We start from the raw sequence: 22834 nt of genomic DNA on the forward strand, positions 1-22834 counted from the left end.
GGTGCAGCCTGGTGACCATCATGGGAGCGGCGGAACGGATCGGACAGTTCACACTGGACAACGGGCTCCGGTTGGTGACGGCGCCCGCGTCCACCGGCCAGGTCGCCGCCGTGAACCTCTGGTACGGGGTCGGGTCGCGCCACGAGGTGCCCGGCCGCACGGGGTTCGCGCACCTTTTCGAGCACCTGATGTTCCAGGGCAGCGGGAACGTCGCCAAGGCCGAACACTTCGACGTCGTGGAGCGCCTGGGCGGTGACATCAACGCCTCGACCTCCACCGACCGCACCAACTACTTCGAGACGGTGCCCACCCACGCCCTGGACCTGATCCTGTGGCTGGAGGCCGACCGCCTGGCGTCACTACGGGAGGGCATGACCCAGGAGGTGCTGGACAACCAGCGCGACGTGGTCAAGAACGAGCGCCGTCAGCGCTACGACAACCAGCCCTACGGCACCGCCCTGGAGCGCATCCTGCGCCTGGCCTACCCCGAGGGCCACCCCTACCACCACCCCACGATCGGCTCGATGGCTGACCTGGACGCCGCGGACCTCGACTACGTCAAGTCCTTCCACAAGGCCCACTACGGGCCCGACAACTGCGTTCTCACCGTCGTCAGCGACCTCGAACCCGAGGACGTCCTGGCGCGTGTGGAGAAGTTCTTCGGCGCCGTCCCGGCCCGTGACGCCCTGCCCGAGGTCCCCGACGCGTCGCTGAACTCGTCCCTGGGAGGCCCGGTGCGCGACGCGGTCACCGAGACCGTGCCCGCCCCCGGCGTGTTCGTCGGCTTCCGGGTGCCCGCCTACGGCACACGCGAGTTCGACGTGCTCCACCTGGCCTCGGCCGTGCTCGGCCAGGGACAGGGCAGCCGCCTGTACCGCGACCTGGTCGTGGACCGTCCCATCGCCGCCGACGACGGCGGTGCGGCCGCCGACATCCTGCCCTTCCGCTACACCGACAGCCTGCTGCTGGTGAACATGCTCGCCCGCGAGGGGGTCAGCGGCGACGAGCTCGAGCAGGCCGTGCGCAAGACCATCGCCGAGCTCGCCGGCGGTGTCACCGAGGAGGAGCTGGACCGCGCCCGCGCCGTCCTGGAGCTCGACCACCTGCAGAGCATCTCGGGCCCCTCCGGCCTCGCCGACAGCCTCAGTTCCTGCGCCCAGCTCTTCGACGACCCGGCGCTGGCCTACACCTGGCCCGACCGGTGGAGCGACATCACCGCCGAGGAGGTGCGCGCCGCCGCCGAGCGGCTGCTCGTCGACGACAACGTGCTCGTGGTCCGCTTCGACCCCGAGACCTCCGAGGCCCCGGCCGCCCTCTGACCGCGCGGCGGTGCGGCCCCGGTCCACGCCGGAAGCGCCGCCCGCCCGGGTTCCCATCGTCAAGCCGTTCGCAGCAGAAAGAGCCGCACAGCATGTCGCAGACCCGCCCGGAACTCGGGGCCCCGGCTTCGTTCACCTTCCCCCGGCCCCAGCGCGTCGACGTCGGGGCCGGCACGGTCGTCGCCATCGACGTCCCCGGCCAGCTCCTGGTCTCCCTCCGCCTCGTCCACCAGCACGGCGCCGCGCTCGAGCCGCTCGACGCCATGGGGGTGAGCCTCCTGACCAGCGAGGTCCTGGAGGACGGCCCCGACGGCAACAGCTCCCTCGCCCCGGCCCTCGAGCGCCACGGCGCCGAGTGGAACTCCCGCGTCACCTGGGACGCCTTCGTCACCGGGCTCGACGTCCCCGTCAACCGCCTCAACCAGGCGGTCGGCCTGTTCTCCGAGGCCGTGCGCCGCCCGGCGCTGGACGCCGACGACATCCTGCGCCGCCGCGAGCAGCTCGTGGAGCGGTTCTGGCTGGGGAGCGCCTCCGCCCAGACCCTGGCCATGCGCAGCGTCGGCGGCCAGCTCTTCACAGGCCGTTACGGCACCCCGCTGGCCGGCGGTCCCGGCAAGCTCGGCGCGGTCACCCCCGAGCAGGTGGCCTCCTTCCACGGGGACACCCTGGCCTCCACGGCCGGAACGCTCGTGGTCGTGGGCGATCTGACCGGTGTGGACCTGTCCGAGCTCGGCAAGCGGGTCTTCGGTGACACCTCCGCCTCCCGCGAGCGCGACCTCACCACGCCCGCCCCGCCGCCCGGCGAGCTCCCGCGCGTGGTCGTGGTGGACCGCCCCGGTTCGGTGCAGTCGGCGCTGGTCATCGCGCAGCGTGTGCCCTCCCGCAAGGAGGTCGACCTGCCGCGCGCCGAAGGCGTCAGCGAGATCCTGGGCGGGATGTTCACCTCCCGCCTCAACATGGAGCTGCGCGAGCGCCTGGGTTACACCTACGGCGCGGGGTCCGGCTTCGACCTGCGCCGCGACACGGGTGTGTTCCTCATGAGCACGCAGGTGGAGGCGGACACGACCGCGCACTCGATCACCTCCTCGCTGGAGCAGGTGAACGAGCTGCGTGACGGGGGTGTGACCGAGCAGGAGCTCCAGACCGTGCGCGAGTCCAACACGGTGGGGCTGCCGGTGTCCTACTCCACGGCGCGTTCCATGGCCGGGGCGCTCGTGGACATGGTCGTGCACGACCTTCCGGACGACCACGTCGACCGCCAGCGGGCCGGGTACGAGAAGCTCACCCGGGAGAGCCTGGACTCTGCGGCGCAGGAGTACCTGCACCCCGAGCAGGCGGTCGTGGTCGTGGCGGGCGACGCCGAGCGCCTGCGGGGACCGCTGGGTGAGACCGGGGTCGGCCCGGTCGAGGTCGTGGACCCCGAGACTCTCTGGGCCTGAGGCCCAGGGCCTGTCCGGTGGGCGCCTTCCGTCGTTTCGACGGGCACTGCTCCGTCAGGTGTCCGTCGAGGGCGGTGGCGGGTGGCACCCAGTGGTGCGCTCGCACGGGCTGGGCGCACCAGGTGACCGGGCGCCCGCCCGGCAGGCCCTGCCCGCCGGCCCTGACCCCTCCGGCGGAGCGAGTGTCCGAGGGGAGGGGCACGTGTCTGTGTGCGACCGCTCGCACGTGCCCCGATGCCGGTCCCTGTGGCCCGCTGTCCGGGGACAACGCGGCCCATGGTGGTGTAGGTCACAGAATGTCGGCGCCAGCCTCGGACATAACGAAAGCGAACCTTTGTGCCGGTCCTCCGGCCACTGTCGGCATGGTCCCCGTGCCCGGCTGGTATAACGATTGATCCGACCACCTTCGCGGTGGCCGGCCACAGCAACGCTCCGCAGGAGGCCACCATGGCCGGTGAATGGACCCGTGGATAACCGTGTCCTCCCTAGACAACCCTCACACCCAGAGGTCAGAGGCGTCAGCCGCCCCCGAACAGCCGGAGGCGGTCATCAGCGCTGATGACACCACGGGCGAGTCCCGGCCCCCCGGCGGCCGGCTCCTCAAGGGCCGCTACCAACTCGTCTCCGAGATCGCACGCGGCGGTGTCGGGACCGTCTGGCGCGCCGTCGACCTGGTCATCGACCGCGAGGTCGCTGTCAAAGAGCTGCGCATTCCCGCGGACATGGGGCGCAACGAACGCGAGTCGCTGCTGCGCCGCACCACACGAGAGGCCCGGGTCGCCGGACGGCTGACCCACCCCAGCCTCGTGACCGTGCTCGACGTGGTCGACGAGGACGAACGGCCCTGGATCGTCATGGAGCTCGTCGAGGCCTCCACGCTGGAGGCGCTCGTCGCGCTCGGCGGTCCGCTGCCCTACCAGCGCGTGGCCGAGATCGGGCTGCAGCTCATCGACGCCCTCAAGGTCGCCCACAACGAGGGCATCGTCCACCGCGACGTCAAACCCGAGAACGTCATGATCAGTGCCGAGGGCCGCGTCGTGCTCACCGACTTCGGCCTGGCCGCCTGGAACGGCGAGTCCGCGCTCAGCTCCTCGGGACGCATCATCGGTTCCCCGGCCTACATCTCGCCGGAACGCGCCAAGGCCGGCCCGCTGGGGCCCGAGACCGACCTGTGGTCCCTGGGTGCGACCCTCTACACCGCCGTGCAGGGGCACCCGCCGTACGACCGCAAGGGGTACATCAAGATCCTGCGGCAGGCAGAGCTGGACGAGCCGGAGGAGGCCACCAACGCCGGACCGCTCGCCCCGGTGCTGGCCGGGCTGCTCAAGGTCGAACCGTCCGAGCGCCTGACCGCCGAGAACGCCACGAAGATGCTGCGGATCGCCGCGCTGGCCCCGTGGGCGCCCGAGACCGACGAGCACACTGCCGAGCAGAGCTCCGCCCCGGCCGAGCCGCGGCCCGCCGGGGCCGAGGACGGTGAGCCGGGCGAGCACGAGTCCGCGCGTGAGCAGGCCAAGGAGCACTTCCGGGCCGGCGCGCACGTGCTCGCCGAGTCCATCAATGAACGGCTCCGGCACAGCCCCGAGGCGATGAACTCGATCATGACCTCGATCCGGGAGTCCACCGACACCCTGGGGCTGACCAGTTCGGGGCGGCACGCCGAGCACCAGAGCCGGCTCCCGGTCGTGATCGCGGTCGCCCTCGGGGTCGTCGTGCTGCTCGGGCTCGTGCTCTGGGCGCTCCTGGGGCGCTGACCCGGCCCCGGAAACACGTCAGGCGCGCGAGGGGCTCGCGCGCCTGGGGCTCGGTGGGGCCGGCGGGATTCGAACCCGCACTGTACAGCACCTAAAGCTGCCGTCTCCTGCCGGTTGGACTACGGCCCCGTCGGCACAACTGTACCCCCGCACAGAGGGCCCGGGGCCGCCCGGGCCCTCTGCACAACGGGTTCCGGGCCGGCCTCTCGGGCCCGTCCTGCGGGGGTGGCAGGGCCTGTTCAGCAGGCGCCGAACAGGCTCTAGAGGCCGAGGTCGCGCTTGAGGCGGTCGACGTGACCGGTGGCCTTCACGTTGTAGAAGGCCTTCTCGACCTTGCCGTCGGTGCCGACGACGACGGTGGAGCGGATGACGCCCTGGACGACACGGCCGTAGTTCTTCTTCTCACCGAAGGCCCCGTAGGCGCTCAGCGTCTCCTTGCCGGGGTCACCCAGGAGGGTGAAGGTCAGGCCCTCCTTGTCGCGGAACTCGGCGAGCTTGTCGCTCTTGTCGGGGGAGATGCCCAGCACAGTCATCCCCGCCGCGTCGAACTCGCGCAGGTTGTCGCGGAAGTCGCAGGCCTCCGTCGTGCAGCCGGGCGTCATCGCGGCCGGGTAGAAGTAGAGCACGACGCGCTTTCCGGTCTCGGCCAGGACCTGGCTCAGGGTGACCGGCTTGCCGTCGGCGTCGTTCAACGTGAAGTCCGGTGCCTGGTCGCCGGGCTGGAGGCGGATCGGGTCGCTCACGTGTTTTCTCCTCTGCTCTGTCCGGGTGGAACCACCACCCGCGTGTCACGCGCCCACCTTAGAAGGTGCCGGTGACGCGGGGGCGCCGGGGCACCGGGGAACTCACCGGAGGGCCAGGACCGGGTTGCGATTGCGGTTCGGTTCCCTGACCGGGGCGGTGACCGTTCGCGGCATCACCTATCGTTGACCGAACCCGTACTTTCGGTCGACCCGCTCCTGACCCGACGCGGCGGGGGTGCGGGGCCCGGCCGGGCGGCAGCTCTCGTCCGGCGGCGCGTGGCCGCCGGCCGAACACATCCGCTTCGCTTTGGGAGTAGTTGGCGACGATGCCTGGACACACACTCGACGAGGTGAGGGACCGAACCCTCAAGGAGCGCGACTCCTGGTGGACCGTGCACCTCGTGGACCCGCTCGCGGTGCGGATCGTGCGGCTGCTCGCCAACCGGACCGGCGTCACACCGAACCAGGTGACGGTGGCCGCGCTCTTCCTCGGGCTGGGCGCCGCGGTCTGCTTCGCGTTCGGTTACTGGCACTTCCTGCTGCTCGGCGCGCTTCTCTACTACCTGTGTTTCCTCATGGACTGCGTCGACGGCAAGCTCGCCCGTCTCACCGGGACCGAGACGCTGTTCGGCTCCTGGATGGACTACGTCTCCGACCGTTTCCGGGTACTGGTCTGTGCCGTGGCGCTCATGGGCGGGCAGTACGTCGTGGCCTCGCAACAGTACCCCGGAGCCCCGCCGGTGTGGTTCGTGTGGCTGGCGCTGGCCGTGGTCTTCGTCGACATGCTGCGCTACCTCAACGCGTTGCAGGTCTACAAGGTGCGCCGAGAGATGCGCTCCCACCTGGCTGCCGCCCTCGAACGGGCCCGCGCCACCCTGTCGATGCTGGAGCCGCCCGAGAGCGAACGCGGGCGCGAGGCCGATGAGGAGACCGGAGAGGCCACCGGGCGCGGTGACCGCACCATGAGTGACGGCGGCGAGCAGGCCGTGCTGCGGCACGGCATCGGGGTACTCGAGCAGATCCTGCGCAGTCACAGCGAGCGGGAGAACCGCAACAGCCGCCGGGCGGGCAAGCAGCCCGACCTGACCCTGCCCAAGGTCGACCTCCACCAGGAGTTCCGGGACCGTTTCCCCTGGTACCAGCGGTTCTGGGCGGTGCTCAGCACGCGGCGGGTACGCACTCACCTCGTCGGCGGCATCGAGTTCCAGATGGCGGTGTTCGTGATCGCTCCCCTGACAGCGGCCGCACTCGGCCCGTCCGCGATCGTCTGGATCACCGCCGTTGCGGGTGTTTTGCTGCTCGCGTTCGAGATCGCCATCATCTATAAACTGTGGTTGTCCACGCGGGACTTCTTCCGTGTGGTCGACGGAATCGACGGCGCGCTGAGATTCTCCGGTCCGTCCGACGGCGCGGAGGAGGAAGGCCGGGAGACCGGCTCGGGCTCGGACTCTCAGGCATCCCTGCGCTAGAGAAAGTAGGCAACATGTCGTCAAGCGACACCACCGAACCGCGCCAGACCCCCGCTGAGATCCAGGCGGAGATCGACCGCGAGCAGCGCCAGTTCGCCGAGACGCTGGACGCTCTGGAAGAGGCGGGCCCCCCCGGCAACATCGCCCGCCGACAGATCGGCAAGGCCAAGGAGCGCAGCGCCCGGCTGGTCGACGAGGCCCGGGCTCTGGTACTGGGCGGCGGCGCGGTCCGCCTGGACAGCCGTCTGGTCGAGCCGGAGGAGGGCTCCATCGTCGTCAAGGGCGACGAGGAGGTCATCACCACCTACCAGTCGCGGGGCCAGCTTCCCCCCGAGGCGGTCATCCTCGCGGCCGGCGTCGGCACCGTCGTGGCGGTCGGCGTGGTCGCCTGGGCGGTGCGCCGCAAGCGCAAGTGAGCCAGACCCGGGCCCCTACCCGGGTACCGTCACACGGCGAGGGCGCCGGATCCGTAACAGGGTCCGGCGCCCTCGCCGTGTGCGTGGTCGGTGCTCCGCTGCAGGTCAGAGGAACGTGCGTCCCTCGCCCCGGTACGTGGGTACCGTGCGCACGTGGGATCCGCTGTCGGTGTCGATGAGGTGCAGGCGGTCGAAGCGCTCGCACAGCTCGCCGGCCTTGGCGTGGCGCATCCACACACGGTCCCCGACGGCCAGGTCGCGTGCGGCCGGGCCCAACAGCGGGGTCTGGACCTCCCCGGCGCCCTCGTCGGACGACAGCGACAACCCCGACGGTAGATGGGGGGCGGGCAGGCGGTACCGGTCGACGGGCCCGGAAGCCGGGTACCCGCCGCCCAGGGCCGTGACCACCCCCGGAGCAGGGCGGCGCACCACGGGCAGGGCGAAGAGCGCCGCCGGGCGTCCGCTGAAGGAGCTGTACTGGTCGAACAGGTGGGGCTGGTACAGGCCCGAACCCGCCGCGAGCTCGGTGACGGCCTTCTCCCGGCCGGTCAGGTGCAGGCTCCCCGTCCCGCCCCCGTTGACGAAGCGCAGGTCGGCCACGTCGCGGACGGCACGGACGACGGCGGCGCGGCGGCGGGCCAGTTCCACGGACGACCTGCGCTGCACGGCTCGGAGCACACGTCCGTACAGCGGACGCCCCGGGGGAGCGTCGCCCACCCCGGCGATCTGGGCCTCGTAGGCCATGATGCCGTCGAGTTCCAGTTCGGGCCGGGCCACGACGGCGCGGGCGAGCGCGGCCGCCTGGGCGGGGGTGCGCACGGGGGAGCGGTAGCTGCCGATACGCAGGACGCCGCCGAAGGGCTGCCAGCTGGTGTCGATGTCCAGGCACACTCGCAGGGGCGGGACGTCGATCCCCTCGGCGCGGGCGTCGGCAACAGCGGCTCTGATGAGGTCGAGGTGGACGGTGTCGTCGACCATGAGGGTGACGGCGCGTGCGGCCGCGGGGGAGCGGGCGAGCCCGGTCAGGGCCCGGCGGTCGACGGTGGGATAGGCGACCAGGACGTCGTCGGTGACGGGGCCGCGCCCGCCGTCGTCGTCGGTGGCCAGCCACAGGGCCTCGGGCAGGGTGAAGGCCATGACGCCCTCGTAACCGGGCAGGGCGAGCACGGTGCGCAGTAGGTCGCGGCAGCGCACGGACTTGCTGGCCACACGGATGGGGCGGCCGTGTGAGCGTCGGGTCAGGTCTGCGGCGTTGGCGCGGAAGGCGGCCAGGTCCACCGCGGCGAAGGGGGGTTCGAGGTCGCGCGTGGCGCTCTCGTAGCTCTGGCGCGGACGTGTCATGACTTGAGCATGCCAGAACATGAATCTTCTTCACATTCCGGAAGGGGTCCTTTCTGCCCACGGGGTCGGACGGGTGTGTCCGGTCGGACGTCCCCGACCCCGCCCGCGAGTGGGCGCAGGCCGATACCCTGGGGCGTCTTGGCTGTTCAGCCGTCCGATCCCTGGAGTGGTTCTTTTCCATGAGTGAGCGTGAATACGTCCTGACCCTCGCCTGCCCCGACAGCCGGGGCATCGTGGCCGCCGTGGCCAACCTGCTGTCCGAGCACGGGTGCAACATCACCGAGAGCCAGCAGTACGGCGACCACTACACCGGCCGGTTCTTCCTGCGGATGCAGTTCGTCGCCGAGGCGCGCGACGGGGGAGCCGCCGACGAGGACACCCTGCAGGGTGCCTTCGCGGCGCTGGCCGGTGACTTCGGGGGTGCGGACGGTTCGATCGTGGAGTGGAACCTGAGCCGCCGCGACGCCCGCCCCAAGGTGATCGTGATGGTCTCCAAGTTCGGCCATTGCCTCAACGACCTGCTCTACCGCCACCGCAGCGGGCTCCTCGACGTCGACATCGTCGCGGTCGTCTCCAACCACCCGGACCTGGGTTTCCTCGCCGACTCCTACGGTGTGGACTTCCACCACCTGCCGATCACGGCGGAGACCAAGCGCGAGCAGGAGACGCGCCTGCTGGAGTTGGTCGAGCGCTACGACGTGGACCTGGTGGTCCTGGCCCGGTACATGCAGGTCCTGTCCGAGGAGCTGTGCACGAAGATGTCGGGCCGCATCATCAACATCCACCATTCCTTCCTCCCGAGCTTCAAGGGTGCCCGCCCCTACCACCAGGCGCACACGCGCGGGGTCAAGCTCATCGGCGCGACCGCCCACTACGTCACCGCCGACCTGGACGAGGGCCCCATCATCGAGCAGGAGGTCTCGCGGGTCGACCACACCCACAGCCCCGAACAGCTCACCGCCATCGGCCGCGACATGGAGTCGGTCGCGCTCGCGCGCGCGGTGAATTGGCACGCGCAGCGCCGTGTACTCCTGAACGGGGAGAAGACGGTCGTGTTCGACTGAGCGCTGCACTCGGGAGGAGAGCAGGGCCGGAACCCGGGTTGACCGGGTTTCGGACAGGTTGAGGGGCACCCACGGGTGCCCCTTTCGTTTTCTGGTCGAACGGGGGTTCCCGGCGTCTATTTGGGGCAAGGATGGTACTACCGTTACCTCTTTTGACCAGGTAAACCTCTCTGGAAGTGCCTTGTCGGCTACACAGAGTGTGTATATGGTGTGATCTGACCGATGTTTTCCGACCTGCTCCAACGGTCGGGATCTCGAGTTTCGGTCCACACCCACGGACATGCGTCCGGGCGAGGGGGAGCTCATGGGCAAGGACTACGACGACGCCGTCGGCAAGGGCAAGGAAGCCTTCGGCAAGGCGACCGGCGACCAGGGCAAGGAGGCCGAGGGCAAGACCGACCAGGCCAAGGCCGGGGCCAAGGAGAAGGCGGAAGAGGCCAAGGAGAAGGTCGAGGAGACCGCCGACAACGTGGCCGAGAAGGTCCGCGACGTCTTCAAGAAGCGCTGAGTGTTCGGATCCGAGTGAGGAGGGGTGACGGGGCCGTGGGCCTCGTCACCGCACACTGTCGAGGGGGAGTCAGTGTCGGACATCAAGACCGAAGGCAAGGTGCCCACGGCCCGTGAGGGCCACAGCAGTCGTGAGGAGGGCGGCCACACCCACATCGCCGACGGGGTCGTCGCCAAGATCGCCGGTATGGCCGCGCGTGAGATCGGCGGTGTGTACGCCATGGGCGGCGGTACCGCCCGCGCCGTCGGGGCCGTGCGCGACGTCGTGACCCGCGGGACCGACTCAGGGTCGTCGCCCTCAAGGGGGGTCTCCGTGGAGGTCGGTGAACGGCAGGCCGCCGTCGACATCGACCTCGTCGTCGAGTACGGATCCGCGATCCAGGACCTCGCCGCGGCCGTGCGCCGCAACGTGAGCCAGGCGGTCGAACGCATGACCGGGCTCGAAGTCACCGAGATCAACATCAACGTCGACGACATCCACCTTCCGGACGACGACGAGGACCAGTCCGACTCCGGACCGAGGGTCCAGTAGCCATGGACAGCGGCGAGACCCCGGAGAGCATCGCCCGGCGCGTCGCCGACGCCGCTGCGGTCCACCCCGACGTCGTCGAACTGTCGGCCGGAGGGTTCGCGACCCGGGCCACACCCGCCCCCGGCGGGCGTGTCCGGGGCGTGGCCGTCAGGCGGGCCGAGGTCGAGGTCGGGGTGGTCGTCCGCTACGGCAGGGCGTTGCCGGAGATCGCCGCCGAACTCCGCAGGGACCTCGCCCCGATCGCAGGCGGCCGCGCCGTCCACGTGTTCGTGGAGGACGTCGTCGCCGGCCTCGGCGGCGCCCCGTCCGGCGGCTGAGGGCTCCGGACACCAACACTGCAAGCCAAGAGGGGGAGCCATGTGGCCCATCGTCGGACTGTCCTTCGGGACGGTGCTCGGCCTGGCCGGGGCGTTCGGAGGATTCGCCGCCTTCGCCCTGGTCCTGGTGCTCGGGGTGGTCGGATTCGTCGCCGGGCGCGCCATGGAGGGCGAGATCGACCTCGCCGAGATCTTCACACGGCGTTCGGCCTAGGTGGGTGTCACCATGGCCCACGCGGAGACCGACACCGTGCCCCGCCCGCGGGCGGAGACCTCAGGGCCTCCGCACCGCGGGCGGCACGAACGCCCCTCCGCCGGGCACGACCCCGGCGGACGGGTCGACATCGTTCCGACCGTCATCGAGAAGGCGGCTGCGCACGCGGCCCGCGAGGTCCCCGGGGTCGGCACGGCCCGGCACCGTGCGGCCCGGGTCCGCGTCAGCGGCAAGGCCGTCCTCCTGAGCCTGCGGATCGGCGTCCGCTACCCGGAACCGGTGCGGGCCACGACGGCGCTGGTGCGCGAGAGCGTCCGCAGCTGCGTGGAGGACCTGACCGGTTCGAGGGTCCACCACATCGACATCGAGATCGTGGAGATGGTGCGCTGACATGACCACCGTTGAAGAGGCCCTGGGCCGCCCCGATCAGAGCGCCGCCGCACGCCGTGCGCGGCGCGTCGCCGTGCACACCTTCCGGCCCCGGCGTTCGTGGCCGGCCGTCATCACCGGGTTTCTGGTCCTGGTGCTCGCGGTGGTCGCGGCGGCCGAGGTCATCGCTGCCCTGGCCGGAACCCCGCTGCGCCTGTTCCCGGTGGGCCCCGCCACGGGGTACGCCGAGACCACGACGTGGTCCGAACCCTCGGTGCAGATCGCCTCGGCGGTGCTGGCGCTGATCGGGCTCCTGCTGATCGTGCTCGCACTCGCGCCCGGAAGCGGCCACTGGACCGCACTGCGCACGGACGACCCCGCTCTCGTGGTCGGCCTGACCCGCTCCGCCCTGCGCCGTGCCGTCGCCGCGGCCGCCCAGGGGGTGAGCGGGGTCGACGGAACCGACGTGACCGTGCGCGGCAACCGGCTGCGGGTCCACGTGAGTACCGGGCTGCGCGATTCCTCGGACCTGCCCGAGCAGGTGACCCGGGCGGTCGAGCAGCGGTTGGCCGAACTCGCTCCCCTGCGCAACATGCGCATCAACACCGACGTGCGGTACACGGAGGGGTGACCATGGCCAGGGACAGATACCGCCGTTCGGCGCGCGGCAACCGGTTGGGGCTGGCCGTGGTCGGCACCGTGCTCCTGCTCGTCGGCCTGGCCGCCCTCGCTGTGGGGCAGGGGCTCCTCGGTGCGGGCCCGGCCGGCCAGACGCTCCTCAACGACGTGGTGCAGGGGGTGCTCGCCCAGCAGTGGGTGCCGTACGTGGTCGTCGCGGTCGCTTTCGTGGCGGCCTTCCTCTCGCTGCGCTGGCTCATGGCACAGGGGATTCACGACACGGTCCGGCGCCTGTCGCTGGAGAGCGGGGGCGAGGGCCGCGTTCTGATCGACGAGGGCGTGGTCAGCGACGCCGTCGAGCGCGAGGTCGGAGACTATCCCGGTGTCCGCCGGGTCCGCGTCCACCTGACCGAATCGGTGCACCACCCGCACCTGCGCCTTGCGCTGACGCTCGACGAGGACGCCGACGTCGCCCAGATCTGGAACCGGGTCCGCGGTGAGGCGCTCGCGAACCTGCGCCGCTCCCTCGGGCTCGACGAGGTCCCCGCGGTGGTGCGCATGACCATGACCGCGCCGTCGCGCCACGCACGCCGGAGCCTTGCCTGACGCCGGGTTCCGGTCGGAGGTTCCGACCGGCTGGACCCCGCCCGGACAGTCTGGCGCACGCCCCTGTCCCGCAGATCAACGCCCTGCTGCACACACCCTGAGCAGCTCGCACGGGGCGATGCCCGAGGGCGCCGCCCCGACGCAACCGGGCCTCAGCACTCGATGACGTTCACGGCGAGGCCGCCGCGCGAGGTCTCCTTGTACTTGTCGTGCATGTCCCGGCCGGTGTCGCGCATGACCTTGATGACCTTGTCCAGCGACACGAAATGGCTGCCGTCGCCGCGGAGCGCGATCCGTGCGGCGCTGATCGCCTTCACCGACGCCAGCGCGTTGCGCTCGATGCACGGCACCTGGACCAGGCCGCCGATGGGGTCGCAGGTCAGACCGAGGTTGTGCTCCATGGCGATCTCAGCGGCGTTCTCGACCTGGGACGGGGTGCCGCCGAGCACCTCGGCCAGCCCCGCAGCCGCCATGGAGGAGGCCGAACCGACCTCGCCCTGGCAGCCGACCTCGGCACCCGAGATCGACGCGTTCTGCTTGAACAGGATCCCGATCGCCCCTGCGGTCAGCAGGAACCGGACCGCACCCTCGTCCCCCGCGCCGGGGCTGAAGTGCAGGTAGTAGTGGAGCACCGCCGGGACGATCCCGGCCGCGCCGTTGGTCGGCGCCGTCACCACACGGCCGCCCGCGGCGTTCTCCTCGTTGACGGCCAGCGCGTACAGGGTGATCCAGTCGCTACCGCGCATCGGGTCCGGGTCGGGCGAGGTGGGTGCCATGAGGCCGTCGTCGTCGCACTGCCCGCCGAGCTGGCGGTAGAGGCGGTGGGAGCGGCGGGGCACCTTGAGTCCGCCGGGCAGGCTGCCCTCGGTGGTCACACCGCGCCGCACGCACTGGCGCATGGCGGTCCAGATCTCCAGGAGCGCGTCATGGATCTGCGCGGGTGTGCGCCCGAAAGCCTGCTCGTTGGCGAGCATGACGGAGCTGATGGACTTCCCGGTGTCCGCGCAGATCTCCAGCAGCTCCTCCGCCGTGTCGAAGGGGTGGGGGAGCACCGTGTCGTCGGGTTTGATGCGGTCGGCGCCGGCCGCGCGCTCGTCGACGACGAAACCACCGCCGACGGAGTAGTAGATCTTCGCGTCCAGCTCGGAGCCGTGCTCGTCCAGCGCCACGAAGCGCATCCCGTTGGGGTGGTCGGGCAGGCTCTCCTTGCGACGGAAGTCCACGTCCACGCTCGGGTCGAAGTCGACCTCGGGCCCCTCGGGCCCGCCCAGCAGTACGCGGCGTTCCTCCCGGGCGCGCTCGACCAGGCCGGGGACCGCGTCCACGTCCACGCCCTCGGGGGTGTGGCCCAGCAGCCCCAGGACCACTGCGGTGTCGCTGCCGTGCCCCTTGCCGGTCTGGGCCAGGGACCCGTACAGCTCGGCGCGCACGTGCCGCACCCGCGCCGCGTACTCCTCGCCAGTGACGGACTCCGCGAACGTCAGGGCCGCCCTCATCGGCCCGACGGTGTGCGAACTCGACGGGCCGATCCCGATCGAGAACAGGTCGAAGACACTGATCGCCATGGCTGGCCTCCTCATCGAGCACCGTGGCGCTGGGTGGGAACCGTGCGGGGCCCGTGGCCCCACGGGCCCCGCACGGCGGGGGGGGGGGGGNGCCGTTGCCCGGGGGCGCCGGCCCGCACCCGCCCGGATGCCCTACAGGTTCGGGTAGAGCGGGCGCTTGACCGTGAGCGCCTGGACACGGGCGCGCAGGCCCTCGGCGTCGAACTCGGGCTTGAGCGCCTCCGCGATGACGTCGGCGACCTCGGCGAAGTCCTCGTCGTCGAACCCGCGGGTGGCCAGGGCCGGGGTACCGATGCGCAGCCCGGAGGTGACCATCGGCGGACGCGGGTCGTTGGGCACGGCGTTCCGGTTCACGGTGACGCCGACCCCGTGCAGGCGGTCCTCGGCGTCCTGGCCGTTGAGCTGGGAGTTGACCAGGTCGACAAGGACCAGGTGTACGTCGGTGCCGCCGGTCAGGACCTTCACGCCGGCCTCGGCCATGTCCGGGCGGCTCAGGCGCTGGGCCAGCAGGCGGGCACCGTCGACCGTGCGGCGCTGGCGCTCGGCGAAGGCCTCGCTCGCGGCGACCTTGAAGGAGACGGCCTTGGCGGCGATGACGTGCTCCAGCGGACCGCCCTGCATACCGGGGAAGACCCCGGAGTTGAGCTTCTTGGCCAGGTCGGCCTTGGCCAGGATCATGCCGCCGCGCGGGCCGCCCAGGGTCTTGTGCGTGGTCGTGGTGACCACGTCCGCGTACGGAACCGGGTTGGGGTGCAGACCCGCGGCGACCAGACCGGCGAAGTGGGCCATGTCGACCATGAGGAGCGCACCGACGCTGTCGGCGATCTCGCGGAACCGGGCGAAGTCCAGCTCGCGCGGGTAGGCCGACCAGCCGGCCACGATCATCTTCGGCCGGTGCTCCTGGGCGAGCTCGGCGACCTCGTCGTAATCGACGGTGCCGTCCTTCTCACGCACGTGGTAGGCCACGGGGTTGAGGATCTTGCCGGAGTAGTTGATCTTCATGCCGTGGGTCAGGTGGCCGCCGTGCGCCAGGTCCAGACCCAGGATCGTGTCGCCCGGAGAGAGCAGCTTGAAGTAGACGGCCGTGTTGGCCTGCGCGCCCGAGTGGGGCTGCACGTTGGCGTACTCGGCGCCGAAGAGCTCCTTGGCGCGGTCGATCGCCAGCTGCTCGACGACGTCGACGTTCTCGCAGCCGCCGTAGTAGCGCTTGCCCGGGTAACCCTCGGCGTACTTGTTGGTCAGGACGGTGCCCTGGGCCTCCAGGACCGACTGGGGGGCGAAGTTCTCCGAGGCGATCATCTCCAGGGTGTCGCGCTGGCGCGCCAGTTCGGCGTCCACGGCCTTGGAGACCTCGGGGTCCAGTTCGCTCAGGGACTGGTCGAGCGTGTTGTCGCTAGCCATGTTCGGCCTATTCCTCGCCTTCGGTCAGCTTCGTGTACTCCTCGGCGGAGAGCAGTCCGGTGGGCTCCTCCGAGACCCGCACGCGGAACAGCCAGCCGTCCCCGAAGGGGGTGGAGTTGATGGCCTCGGGCGAGTCCTCGAGGGACTCGTTGATCTCGACGACCTCACCGCTCACCGGCGAGTAGATGTCGCTGACGGACTTGGTGGACTCGACCTCGCCCGCGGGCTCGTCCGCCGTCACCTCGGTGCCGACCTCGGGCACCTCGACGAAGACGATGTCCCCGAGGGACTCGGCGGCGAACGAGGTGATGCCGACGGTGGCGATCCCGTCCTCCACGACGACCCACTCGTGTTTGGCGGTGTAACCCAGCTCCGTGGGAACGCTCACTTCAACTCTCCTTGGAGGTGCTCTGAATCTTCTGCCGTGCCAGGTCTTGCGCGACGCCCGTCAGGTGTCGCGGCGGTAGAACGGCAGCTCGACCACGTCGACGGCCTCGGCGCGGCCGCGCACGTCCACGGTGAACGCGCCGGTCGCGGTGTCGAGCTCGCCGTCCACGTAAGCCATGGCGATGGGGCGGCCCAGGGTGGGGGAGGGCGCGCCGCTGGTGACGGTCCCCACGGGTTCGCCGTCGCGGAGGACCTGCTGGTCCTTGCGCAGGGGACGGCGTCCGCGGGAGACCAGGCCGATGAGGCGCCGGGGCCGGGTGGTGCGGGAGGCCTCCTCGAGGGCGTCGCGGCCCACGAAGGTCTCCTTCTCCAGCTTCACGACCCGGCCGAGCCCGGCGTCGTAGGGCGTGAGGTCGGAGGAGAGCTCCTGGCCGTACAGGGGCATCCCGGCCTCCAGGCGCAGGGTGTCGCGGGCCGAGAGCCCGGCGGGCACCAGTCCGAGGCCGGAGCCCTGCTCGGCGAGGGCGGTCCAGATCTCCGGGGCCTTCTCCGCCGGCTCGACGAAGATCTCGAAGCCGTCCTCGCCCGTGTAGCCGGTGCGGGCGAGCAGCACGGGAACGCCGGCGACGGTGTGCTCGTACCCGGCGTAGTAACGGATCTCGCCCAGGTCGGCGTCGGTGAGGGGCGCCAGGATCTCCGCGGAGCGCGGCCCCTGGAGGGCGATGAGGGAGTACTGCGCGGATTCGTCCTCGACCCGGGCGTCGAAGCCTTCGGCGCGCTCGGCCATGGCGGCGGCGACCACGTCGGCGTTGGCGGCGTTGGCGACCGCGAGGTACTCGTCCTCGCCGAGGCGGTAGACGATGAGGTCGTCCAGGACCCCGCCGTCGGTTCCGGTGATCATCGTGTACCGGGCACGGCCGACCTTGACCTTGGACAGGAACCCGACGAAGGCGTGGTCCATGACCGCGGCCGCATCGGGCCCGCTCACACGGATCTCGCCCATGTGGGAGAGGTCGAACAGGCCGGCGGCCTCGCGCACCGCCTTGTGCTCGGCGGTCTCGCTGGCGTAGCGCAGCGGCATGAGCCAGCCGGCGAAGTCGACCAGGGTCGCGCCCGCGTTCTCGTGCACGTCTTTCAAGGCCGTGGCGCGTGGCTCGGCCGGGGACTCTGGCATGGGCACTCCCGAGAGGATGGGCGTCTGTCGTGCGTGGCGTTGCCATCCTCCCCCTCTGTCATCGGTGCCTGAGAGCTTCACCCGCGCGCGGCGTGGCTTGCACCTTCGGCGAGGGAACGGTTTCGGTCCCTGCTTTCCAGAGTGGTCTCGCCCGTACGGTCCGGTGGCCTGAGAGGTTGTCTGTCGGGGAGGGATTGCTCCTTCGGCGGCCCGAGCTGGGTGCTCGGGCACTCTCCCGTACGGGGTCAGCAACGGGGTTCAGCCTAGCAGCGGCGCCTGATCGACAGAAGGCCGACCACCGTCCGTGTACCGCACGCCCGTGCCCGTGGGGTTTCGGTCGTTCTCACGGGTCGGTGGCGGCTCTAACCCTCCCCCTCCGGTGTGCGAGAGCGGTTAGCGTGTCCGTGGACAGAGCCCGTCGATGTCGAAGGGGTGGCCTGTGCGAACCGAGACCGGGAGCCGGGGACCGACGCTCGTACGACGACCCGTCAGAGGTGCGCGCGGAGGGTTGGCCGCCGCCGGGGTCCTCACGGTCATGGCGGGCCTGGCCTGCTCCGCTGACGGCAGCGATCCCAACGAGATGGAGAACTCCGCCGACGTGAGCCAGATGGGCCGCGGCGACGTCCCCACCGAGGAGCGCGACGACCTGGAAGCGGTCTTCGACGAGGCAGGGGTCCAGGGCACCTTCGTGCTGCACGACGTACACAGCGGGACGTCGACGGTCGTGGGCGCCGACCTGGCCCGCGAACGGGTCGTTCCGGGCCCGACCTTCGAGCTGGCCAACAGCCTCGTTGCCCTGGAGACCGGTGCGGTCGCCGACGTCGACGAGGAGATCGAGAACGACGGTTCCGGCGGCGCCGTGAGCCTGCGCGAGGCCCTTCCCGACTCCGACGTGGCCGTGCAGCGCGAGCTCGCCGACCGGGTGGGCGCCGACGCGCTGCACACCTGGGTCGACCGGTTCGACTACGGCAACCGTGCGGTGGACGAGCAGAACGAGGACGGTCACGACTGGCTGGAGGGCCCGCTGGAGATCTCGGCGATGGAACAGACGGTGTTCCTGGCCGGGCTGGCGCGTGCCGAACTCCCGGTCGGTCACGAGCACCAGGAGGCCCTGCACGAAGTCGTGCTGCGCGAACAGGGAGAGGACTACTCCCTGTACGCGACGGAGGGCTGGAGCGCAGAGGCCGACCCGTCCCCGGGCTGGTGGATCGGCTGGGTCGACAACGGCGAGGGCCTGCACACGTTCGCGTTGCGCCTGGATGCCGACGAGGAAACGCAGATGCAGCAGCGCGAGCCCCTGGGCCGCGAACTCCTCGACCAGCTGGGCGTGCTCCCCTCCTGACCCTCACCGCTCGCAGGTGCCGAAGACCGGCCCGGCCGACGGTCCGTGACGCCTCCGTGCGCTCAGTCGGAGGCGGGGGCTCCGAGCAGGAACGGCACCGAGCGGGCGAAGCGCTGGTCGCTGTCCATGACCCCGCCCATGAACTTGAACGTGCGAAGGGTCATGCGGCGGTCGGCGATGCGCAGCCCCGGCAGCTCGGCCAGCAGCTCGCGCTCGACCCTGGTCAGGTCGGGGGCGTCGCGCAGCCACAGGATGAACAGCGCGTTCTCCGGGCCGGCGATGGTCGTGCACAACCGCAGCTCGGGGATGCGTTCGCCCAGGTTGTCGGCGCGGTCGAGGACCTCCGGCTCGACAGTGCCCCACAGGGTCGCGGCGCTGGGCAACCCCATGTGCTGGCGTGAGATGTCACAGCGCAGCCCGAGCAGCCCCGCCCGCAACAGCCGGTTGAGGCGCCGTGCGGCAGTGGTGGGCGCGATGTCCAGGTGCTCTGCGATGGTCTGGTACCCCATCCGCGCGTCGAAGCACAGCAGATCGACGAGGCGCTGGTCGAGCCCGGTGACCCGCTCGGACGTGGCGTCGGCGCGGTCCCGCGGAGCCAGGGCCTGCAACGCGCGGCGCTGGGCGGGGGACAGGGCACGGATCTGCCACCGGAACGCCTCCCGCGGCACCTGGGTCACCACGTGCACCCGGTAGGAGACCACCTCCGGGATCCCGCCGATGCGTGAGAGCAGGTAGTCGGCCATGCCCGCGCCCGGGACGACGGTGAGCATGAGCTGGTGCGATCCGGCCACGAACTGGATGCTCAGGGTGTCGGGGTCCTCGGCCAGGATCCCCGCGACGTGCTCGACGGTGCCGTTGCGGCAGCTCAACTCCAGGTATCCCACGTTCCGCCGGGCCATGAGCCTGCGCCGGGGGAAGGCGGCGATGCGCGCCAGCCCCTCGCTCTCCAACCGGCGCCAGTGACGGGCCAGGGTCGTGGGATCCACGTCGAGGACGGGCGCGAGCTCGGCCCAGGTGGCCCTCGGTGCGATCTGCAGGGCGTTGACGAGGCTCAGTTCAAGTTCGTCCGGGATGGTGGATTCCGGCATCTGAGGCCCTTCAAGTGTTGGTTCCCGGCGATTTTCTGACCTTATCGTTCACACCACATAGCTTGCCGCAATACCCGTTCCACGGCTCTGAGCTGTGTGTTTCGGTGAGATGTCAGCGATGTGCACCCCGTTTTCCGCATCATGGATGCAGGGGTGCGGAGAGGGAGTCAGCGATGGTGGATCCGACCCTGGTCGTGCGAGGCGGCACCGTGTTCGACGCCACGGGGGCCGCGCCGGTCCACGACGGCGCGGTCGTGGTCCACGACGGCCTCGTCGACTGGGTCGGCCCGGCCTCCGAGCTCCCGGAGATCAACGGGCCCCACCGCGAGATCGACGCCCGTGGCGGGACGATCCTGCCCGGGTTCGTCGACACCCACGTTCACATGGCCATGGCCGGAGACGGGATGAACCCCGCCCGGTTGCTCGACCATCCCCCGCACTACGGCTACTACACCGCCCTGCCACGCTTGGCCGCCACGCTGGAGGCCGGTGTCACCACCGTGCGGGACCTGGCCGGGCTGGACATGGCCACGCAGAGAGCCGTGGACGAAGGGCTCGTCCCCGGCCCTCGCATCGTCACCGCCTACCGGGCACTGGGGCCCACCGGCGGGCACGGCGACTTCCGCACCTGTTGCGGGTTCGACTCCGGCACCGTCCTCGGCCCCGACGGCGGCATCTCCCTGCTCACCGACGGTGTCACCGAGGCCCTGCGCAACACCCGCGAGGTCATGCGCAAGGGGGCCGGCGTCATCAAGGTGATGGCGAGCGGCGGAGTGTGGAGCCCTCGCGACACCCCCTGGCACGACGGCCTCAACGTCGAGGAGATGGGAGTGGTCGTCCGCGAGGCCGCCGCACACGGTGTGCCCGTGGCCGCCCACGCCCAGAGCGCCCGCAGTATCCACAACGCTCTCACCGCGGGTGTGACCAGCGTCGAGCACGGATACGAGATCGACGAGCGCGGCATCGAGCTCATGCTCGAGTCCGGTGCCTACCTCGTCCCGACGCTGTCGACCGCCACCACCCCGCCCGACCCCGAGAGGTCGGCCGACTACGCGGTGGCCAAGAAGCTCAGGCTCCAGGAGCACCTGAGCGAGAACATCACCGCTGCACTGCGTGCCGGGGTCAACGTCGCCCTCGGCACCGATTCCGGCATCTGTGCCCACGGGCGCAACCTGCAGGAGCTCTCCCTGCTCGTGGACCACGGGCTCTCACCTGAGCACGCGGTCCTGGCCGGAACGCGTGACGCAGCCGTCCTCCTCGGGCTCTCCGACCGGATCGGGACCCTGGAGCGCGGCAAGCGGGCCGACGTCGTGGTCTGCTCCGGCGACCCGTTGAGCGATGTCACCGCCCTCGGCGACCCTGCGCGTGTGACCGCCGTCGTCAAGGACGGCGCGGTGTACAAGGGGTCCGCCCTCGCGTGAACCGCGGCCACGGAGCGCCGCCGCTGCCCCACATCCCTCGAGGTGACCCATGCCCACCAAGAACCCCCGCAGAGGCGGATCCGGTCCGGAGAACCGTCCCGGACTTCTCGCCCGCACGCTCGACGGCATCGAGCGGGTGGGGAACAAGATCCCCGACCCCTTCATCCTCTTCCTCGTCCTCTTCGCGATCGTCGCCGTGGCCTCGTCGGTCATGTCGGCCATGGGCGCGACCTACGAAGTCCCTGACAGCGGCGAGGGACCGCAGGACATCCGCGGATTCTTCAGCGCGGACGGCCTCACATGGCTGTCGACGACCCTGGTCGACAACTTCATCGGGTTCCCGCCGCTCGGCGTGGTCCTGACCGTCCTGCTGGGGGTCGGCCTCGCGCAGCGGACCGGTCTGCTCAACGCTCTCGTCCGCAAGGCGTTCGCCGGTGCCCCCGGGTGGCTGCTGCCTTACGTCGTCGCATTCGTGGCGGTGGCCGCGAGCATCATGAGCGATGCCGCCATGGTCGTCGTCCCGCCGCTGGCCGCGCTCGTGTTCAAGGCTGCGGGACGGCATCCTGTGGCCGGTCTCCTGGGCGGCTTCGCCGTGGCCACCGCGGCCTTCAGCTGCAGCCCGCTCATCACCAGCACCGATGCTCTCCTGTCGGGTGTGACCAACACTGCCGTACAGTCCGTCGAGCACCTGGACAGCACCCATGTCAGCCCGGTCTCGAACCACTTCCTGACCTTCACGATCTCGGTGGTGCTGACCCTGGTCGGCGGTTTCCTGATCAACCGGGTACTGGAACCCTCTCTGGAACGGAGCGACGTCACCAGGGAGAAGGTCGAGTCGGAGGAGACCACCTCGGGCCCGGTGGACGAGGACCGGCCCGACATGCGTATGGACCCCGAGCTGGCCCGGGCCGAGAAGTCGGGCCTGCGGTGGGCAGGGGTCTCGCTCCTGGTCACGCTCGCGGCCGTACTCCTGGTCACCCTGCCGTCAGGCGCACCGATGCGCAACGCGGACGGCGCGTTCCTCCCCGAATCGCCGCTGCTCGACTCGGTCGTGTTCCTCGTCTTCCTGACACTGGCGATCCCTGCCGTGGCCTACGGCCTGGTGACCAGGAGCATCTCCCGGGGCTCGGACATCGCTGTGATGATGGGCCACAGCATCAAGGAGATGTCCGGTTTCATCGTGCTGGCCTTCGTCATGGCCCAGTTCCTCGAGCTCTTCAACTGGACCGGGGTCTCGACCTGGATCGCCATCAAGGGGGCGGAGGGCCTGGAGGCAACGGGCTTCACCGGCTTCGGTGCGGTCGTGTGCTTCATCGTCCTGGCCTTCCTGATCAACCTGTTCATCATCTCCGGCTCTGCCCAGTGGGCACTCTTCGCCGCGGTGTTCGTCCCGATGTTCGCCGTCCTCGGCTACGAACCCGGGTTCATCCAGGCGGCCTTCCGCGTCGGGGACTCCACGTCCAACGTGCTGTCGCCGTTGAGCCCGTACGTGGTGATCATCCTCGGGTTCCTCCGCCAGTACGAGCCCAGGGCCGGCATCGGAACGGTGGTCGCTCGGGCCCTGCCGTTCTCCGTGGTCTTCCTGGTGCTGTGGACCGTGGTGCTCGCGCTGTTCTACTTCTTCGAGATCCCGGTGGGCCCGGGCATGTACCCGCACATCTGACTACCCGCCGAACGACCACCCGGGCCGGGCCTGTCACGGGTCCGGCCCCGACCCCCCTCCCCGTCCACCGACACCCGATTCCACG

General features: G+C 70.6%; 23 protein-coding genes, 1 tRNA gene and 1 riboswitch. Of the genes, 16 read left to right on the forward strand and 8 right to left on the reverse strand.

What is annotated here, in order from left to right; genetic code table 11:
• Positions 1 to 20 precede the first annotated feature (20 nt).
• The 3 genes from D474_RS0124430 to D474_RS0124440 all read left to right on the forward strand — a co-directional run bounded on the left by D474_RS0124430 (position 21) and on the right by D474_RS0124440 (position 4512).
• On the forward strand, positions 21 to 1319 hold the full coding sequence (locus D474_RS0124430; protein ID WP_040704407.1) for a M16 family metallopeptidase: 1299 nt from the start codon (positions 21 to 23) through the stop codon (positions 1317 to 1319).
• A gap of 92 nt (positions 1320 to 1411) precedes the next feature.
• Positions 1412 to 2758 carry a M16 family metallopeptidase gene (locus tag D474_RS0124435; RefSeq protein WP_017616109.1) on the forward strand — a complete coding sequence of 449 codons (1347 nt, stop codon included), beginning with the start codon at positions 1412 to 1414 and terminating at the stop codon, positions 2756 to 2758.
• 458 nt (positions 2759 to 3216) lie between these two features.
• Positions 3217 to 4512 (forward strand): serine/threonine-protein kinase, encoded by a 1296-nt coding sequence (locus D474_RS0124440; RefSeq protein ID WP_026118772.1) that lies wholly within the window; start codon positions 3217 to 3219, stop codon positions 4510 to 4512.
• Positions 4513 to 4566: 54 nt separating this feature from the next.
• On the opposite strand, the gene D474_RS0124445 is transcribed toward D474_RS0124440, so the two are convergent.
• Positions 4567 to 4641 (reverse strand) — tRNA-Leu (locus tag D474_RS0124445).
• Positions 4642 to 4772: 131 nt separating this feature from the next.
• Positions 4773 to 5255, reverse strand: coding sequence for a thioredoxin-dependent thiol peroxidase (gene bcp, locus D474_RS0124450; protein WP_017616110.1), 483 nt, complete (start codon positions 5253 to 5255; stop codon positions 4773 to 4775).
• A 326-nt stretch (positions 5256 to 5581) separates the two neighbouring features.
• Between bcp and D474_RS0124455 the strand changes: the two genes are divergently transcribed.
• Entirely contained in the window at positions 5582 to 6724 is a 1143-nt protein-coding gene (locus D474_RS0124455) for a CDP-alcohol phosphatidyltransferase family protein (RefSeq protein WP_017616111.1), read from the forward strand.
• A 14-nt stretch (positions 6725 to 6738) separates the two neighbouring features.
• Positions 6739 to 7140, forward strand: coding sequence for a DUF3618 domain-containing protein (locus D474_RS0124460; protein ID WP_017616112.1), 402 nt, complete (start codon positions 6739 to 6741; stop codon positions 7138 to 7140).
• Positions 7141 to 7245: 105 nt separating this feature from the next.
• Here the strand turns inward: D474_RS0124460 and D474_RS0124465 are convergent, their stop codons facing one another.
• Entirely contained in the window at positions 7246 to 8481 is a 1236-nt protein-coding gene (locus D474_RS0124465) for an alanine racemase (RefSeq protein ID WP_017616113.1), read from the reverse strand.
• 179 nt (positions 8482 to 8660) lie between these two features.
• Between D474_RS0124465 and purU the strand changes: the two genes are divergently transcribed.
• The 8 genes from purU (at position 8661) to amaP (ending at position 12708) form a co-directional block, all read left to right on the forward strand.
• The gene (gene purU / locus D474_RS0124470) at positions 8661 to 9545 is read left to right on the forward strand and encodes a formyltetrahydrofolate deformylase (protein ID WP_017616114.1); all 885 of its coding nucleotides are present in this window, start codon (positions 8661 to 8663) and stop codon (positions 9543 to 9545) included.
• Positions 9546 to 9849: 304 nt separating this feature from the next.
• Positions 9850 to 10053 (forward strand): CsbD family protein, encoded by a 204-nt coding sequence (locus D474_RS0124475; protein ID WP_026118773.1) that lies wholly within the window; start codon positions 9850 to 9852, stop codon positions 10051 to 10053.
• A 72-nt stretch (positions 10054 to 10125) separates the two neighbouring features.
• Positions 10126 to 10584 (forward strand): Asp23/Gls24 family envelope stress response protein, encoded by a 459-nt coding sequence (locus tag D474_RS0124480; RefSeq protein WP_017616116.1) that lies wholly within the window; start codon positions 10126 to 10128, stop codon positions 10582 to 10584.
• Between the two features lie 2 nt (positions 10585 to 10586).
• Complete coding sequence (locus D474_RS0124485) at positions 10587 to 10901, forward strand: hypothetical protein (protein ID WP_017616117.1); 315 nt, start codon at positions 10587 to 10589, stop codon at positions 10899 to 10901.
• A 40-nt stretch (positions 10902 to 10941) separates the two neighbouring features.
• On the forward strand, positions 10942 to 11115 hold the full coding sequence (locus tag D474_RS32870) for a hypothetical protein (RefSeq protein ID WP_017616118.1): 174 nt from the start codon (positions 10942 to 10944) through the stop codon (positions 11113 to 11115).
• A gap of 12 nt (positions 11116 to 11127) precedes the next feature.
• Entirely contained in the window at positions 11128 to 11505 is a 378-nt protein-coding gene (locus tag D474_RS0124495) for an Asp23/Gls24 family envelope stress response protein (RefSeq protein ID WP_040704409.1), read from the forward strand.
• 1 nt (position 11506) lies between these two features.
• Positions 11507 to 12115 carry a DUF6286 domain-containing protein gene (locus D474_RS0124500; protein ID WP_017616120.1) on the forward strand — a complete coding sequence of 203 codons (609 nt, stop codon included), beginning with the start codon at positions 11507 to 11509 and terminating at the stop codon, positions 12113 to 12115.
• A gap of 2 nt (positions 12116 to 12117) precedes the next feature.
• Positions 12118 to 12708 (forward strand): alkaline shock response membrane anchor protein AmaP, encoded by a 591-nt coding sequence (gene amaP, locus D474_RS0124505; protein ID WP_193374054.1) that lies wholly within the window; start codon positions 12118 to 12120, stop codon positions 12706 to 12708.
• Positions 12709 to 12860: 152 nt separating this feature from the next.
• On the opposite strand, the gene D474_RS0124510 is transcribed toward amaP, so the two are convergent.
• From D474_RS0124510 to gcvT, 4 genes are all read right to left on the reverse strand, one after another.
• Positions 12861 to 14273 carry an L-serine ammonia-lyase gene (locus D474_RS0124510; protein WP_017616122.1) on the reverse strand — a complete coding sequence of 471 codons (1413 nt, stop codon included), beginning with the start codon at positions 14271 to 14273 and terminating at the stop codon, positions 12861 to 12863.
• Positions 14274 to 14405: 132 nt separating this feature from the next.
• Positions 14406 to 15674 (reverse strand): serine hydroxymethyltransferase, encoded by a 1269-nt coding sequence (locus D474_RS0124515; RefSeq protein WP_017616123.1) that lies wholly within the window; start codon positions 15672 to 15674, stop codon positions 14406 to 14408.
• A 7-nt stretch (positions 15675 to 15681) separates the two neighbouring features.
• Complete coding sequence (gene gcvH / locus D474_RS0124520; RefSeq protein WP_017616124.1) at positions 15682 to 16062, reverse strand: glycine cleavage system protein GcvH; 381 nt, start codon at positions 16060 to 16062, stop codon at positions 15682 to 15684.
• Between the two features lie 60 nt (positions 16063 to 16122).
• Positions 16123 to 17235 (reverse strand): glycine cleavage system aminomethyltransferase GcvT, encoded by a 1113-nt coding sequence (gene gcvT, locus D474_RS0124525; RefSeq protein WP_026118774.1) that lies wholly within the window; start codon positions 17233 to 17235, stop codon positions 16123 to 16125.
• Positions 17236 to 17381: 146 nt separating this feature from the next.
• Positions 17382 to 17483, reverse strand: a riboswitch (glycine riboswitch).
• A gap of 191 nt (positions 17484 to 17674) precedes the next feature.
• On the opposite strand from gcvT, the gene D474_RS0124530 reads away from it, so the two are divergent.
• The gene (locus D474_RS0124530) at positions 17675 to 18577 is read left to right on the forward strand and encodes a penicillin-binding transpeptidase domain-containing protein (RefSeq protein ID WP_026118775.1); all 903 of its coding nucleotides are present in this window, start codon (positions 17675 to 17677) and stop codon (positions 18575 to 18577) included.
• 62 nt (positions 18578 to 18639) lie between these two features.
• On the opposite strand, the gene D474_RS0124535 is transcribed toward D474_RS0124530, so the two are convergent.
• Entirely contained in the window at positions 18640 to 19665 is a 1026-nt protein-coding gene (locus tag D474_RS0124535; protein WP_017616127.1) for an Lrp/AsnC family transcriptional regulator, read from the reverse strand.
• Between the two features lie 173 nt (positions 19666 to 19838).
• Here D474_RS0124535 and D474_RS0124540 point away from each other — a divergent pair, with 173 nt between their 5' ends.
• Positions 19839 to 21086, forward strand: coding sequence for a metal-dependent hydrolase family protein (locus D474_RS0124540; RefSeq protein WP_017616128.1), 1248 nt, complete (start codon positions 19839 to 19841; stop codon positions 21084 to 21086).
• Positions 21087 to 21135: 49 nt separating this feature from the next.
• Complete coding sequence (locus D474_RS0124545) at positions 21136 to 22749, forward strand: AbgT family transporter (protein ID WP_017616129.1); 1614 nt, start codon at positions 21136 to 21138, stop codon at positions 22747 to 22749.
• Positions 22750 to 22834: the final 85 nt, after the last annotated feature.

This window comes from Nocardiopsis salina YIM 90010, from assembly GCF_000341025.1.
Lineage (GTDB): Bacteria > Actinomycetota > Actinomycetes > Streptosporangiales > Streptosporangiaceae > Nocardiopsis > Nocardiopsis salina.

What these genes read in the sequence shown, in the direction of transcription:
- D474_RS0124455 (WP_017616111.1), top strand. Translation starts at nt 5,582, where the DNA reads ATGCCTGGACACACACTCGACGAGGTGAGGGACCGAACCCTCAAGGAG.
- D474_RS0124510 (WP_017616122.1), bottom strand. Translation starts at nt 14,273, where the DNA reads ATGGCGATCAGTGTCTTCGACCTGTTCTCGATCGGGATCGGCCCGTCG.
- D474_RS0124515 (WP_017616123.1), bottom strand. Translation starts at nt 15,674, where the DNA reads ATGGCTAGCGACAACACGCTCGACCAGTCCCTGAGCGAACTGGACCCC.
- D474_RS0124545 (WP_017616129.1), top strand. Translation starts at nt 21,136, where the DNA reads ATGCCCACCAAGAACCCCCGCAGAGGCGGATCCGGTCCGGAGAACCGT.
- D474_RS0124500 (WP_017616120.1), top strand. Translation starts at nt 11,507, where the DNA reads ATGACCACCGTTGAAGAGGCCCTGGGCCGCCCCGATCAGAGCGCCGCC.
- D474_RS0124485 (WP_017616117.1), top strand. Translation starts at nt 10,587, where the DNA reads ATGGACAGCGGCGAGACCCCGGAGAGCATCGCCCGGCGCGTCGCCGAC.
- purU (WP_017616114.1), top strand. Translation starts at nt 8,661, where the DNA reads ATGAGTGAGCGTGAATACGTCCTGACCCTCGCCTGCCCCGACAGCCGG.
- D474_RS0124495 (WP_040704409.1), top strand. Translation starts at nt 11,128, where the DNA reads ATGGCCCACGCGGAGACCGACACCGTGCCCCGCCCGCGGGCGGAGACC.
- gcvT (WP_026118774.1), bottom strand. Translation starts at nt 17,235, where the DNA reads ATGCCAGAGTCCCCGGCCGAGCCACGCGCCACGGCCTTGAAAGACGTG.
- D474_RS0124460 (WP_017616112.1), top strand. Translation starts at nt 6,739, where the DNA reads ATGTCGTCAAGCGACACCACCGAACCGCGCCAGACCCCCGCTGAGATC.
- D474_RS0124535 (WP_017616127.1), bottom strand. Translation starts at nt 19,665, where the DNA reads ATGCCGGAATCCACCATCCCGGACGAACTTGAACTGAGCCTCGTCAAC.
- D474_RS0124435 (WP_017616109.1), top strand. Translation starts at nt 1,412, where the DNA reads ATGTCGCAGACCCGCCCGGAACTCGGGGCCCCGGCTTCGTTCACCTTC.
- D474_RS0124475 (WP_026118773.1), top strand. Translation starts at nt 9,850, where the DNA reads ATGGGCAAGGACTACGACGACGCCGTCGGCAAGGGCAAGGAAGCCTTC.
- D474_RS0124540 (WP_017616128.1), top strand. Translation starts at nt 19,839, where the DNA reads ATGGTGGATCCGACCCTGGTCGTGCGAGGCGGCACCGTGTTCGACGCC.
- amaP (WP_193374054.1), top strand. Translation starts at nt 12,118, where the DNA reads ATGGCCAGGGACAGATACCGCCGTTCGGCGCGCGGCAACCGGTTGGGG.
- D474_RS32870 (WP_017616118.1), top strand. Translation starts at nt 10,942, where the DNA reads ATGTGGCCCATCGTCGGACTGTCCTTCGGGACGGTGCTCGGCCTGGCC.
- D474_RS0124430 (WP_040704407.1), top strand. Translation starts at nt 21, where the DNA reads ATGGGAGCGGCGGAACGGATCGGACAGTTCACACTGGACAACGGGCTC.
- D474_RS0124465 (WP_017616113.1), bottom strand. Translation starts at nt 8,481, where the DNA reads ATGACACGTCCGCGCCAGAGCTACGAGAGCGCCACGCGCGACCTCGAA.
- D474_RS0124440 (WP_026118772.1), top strand. Translation starts at nt 3,217, where the DNA reads ATGGACCCGTGGATAACCGTGTCCTCCCTAGACAACCCTCACACCCAG.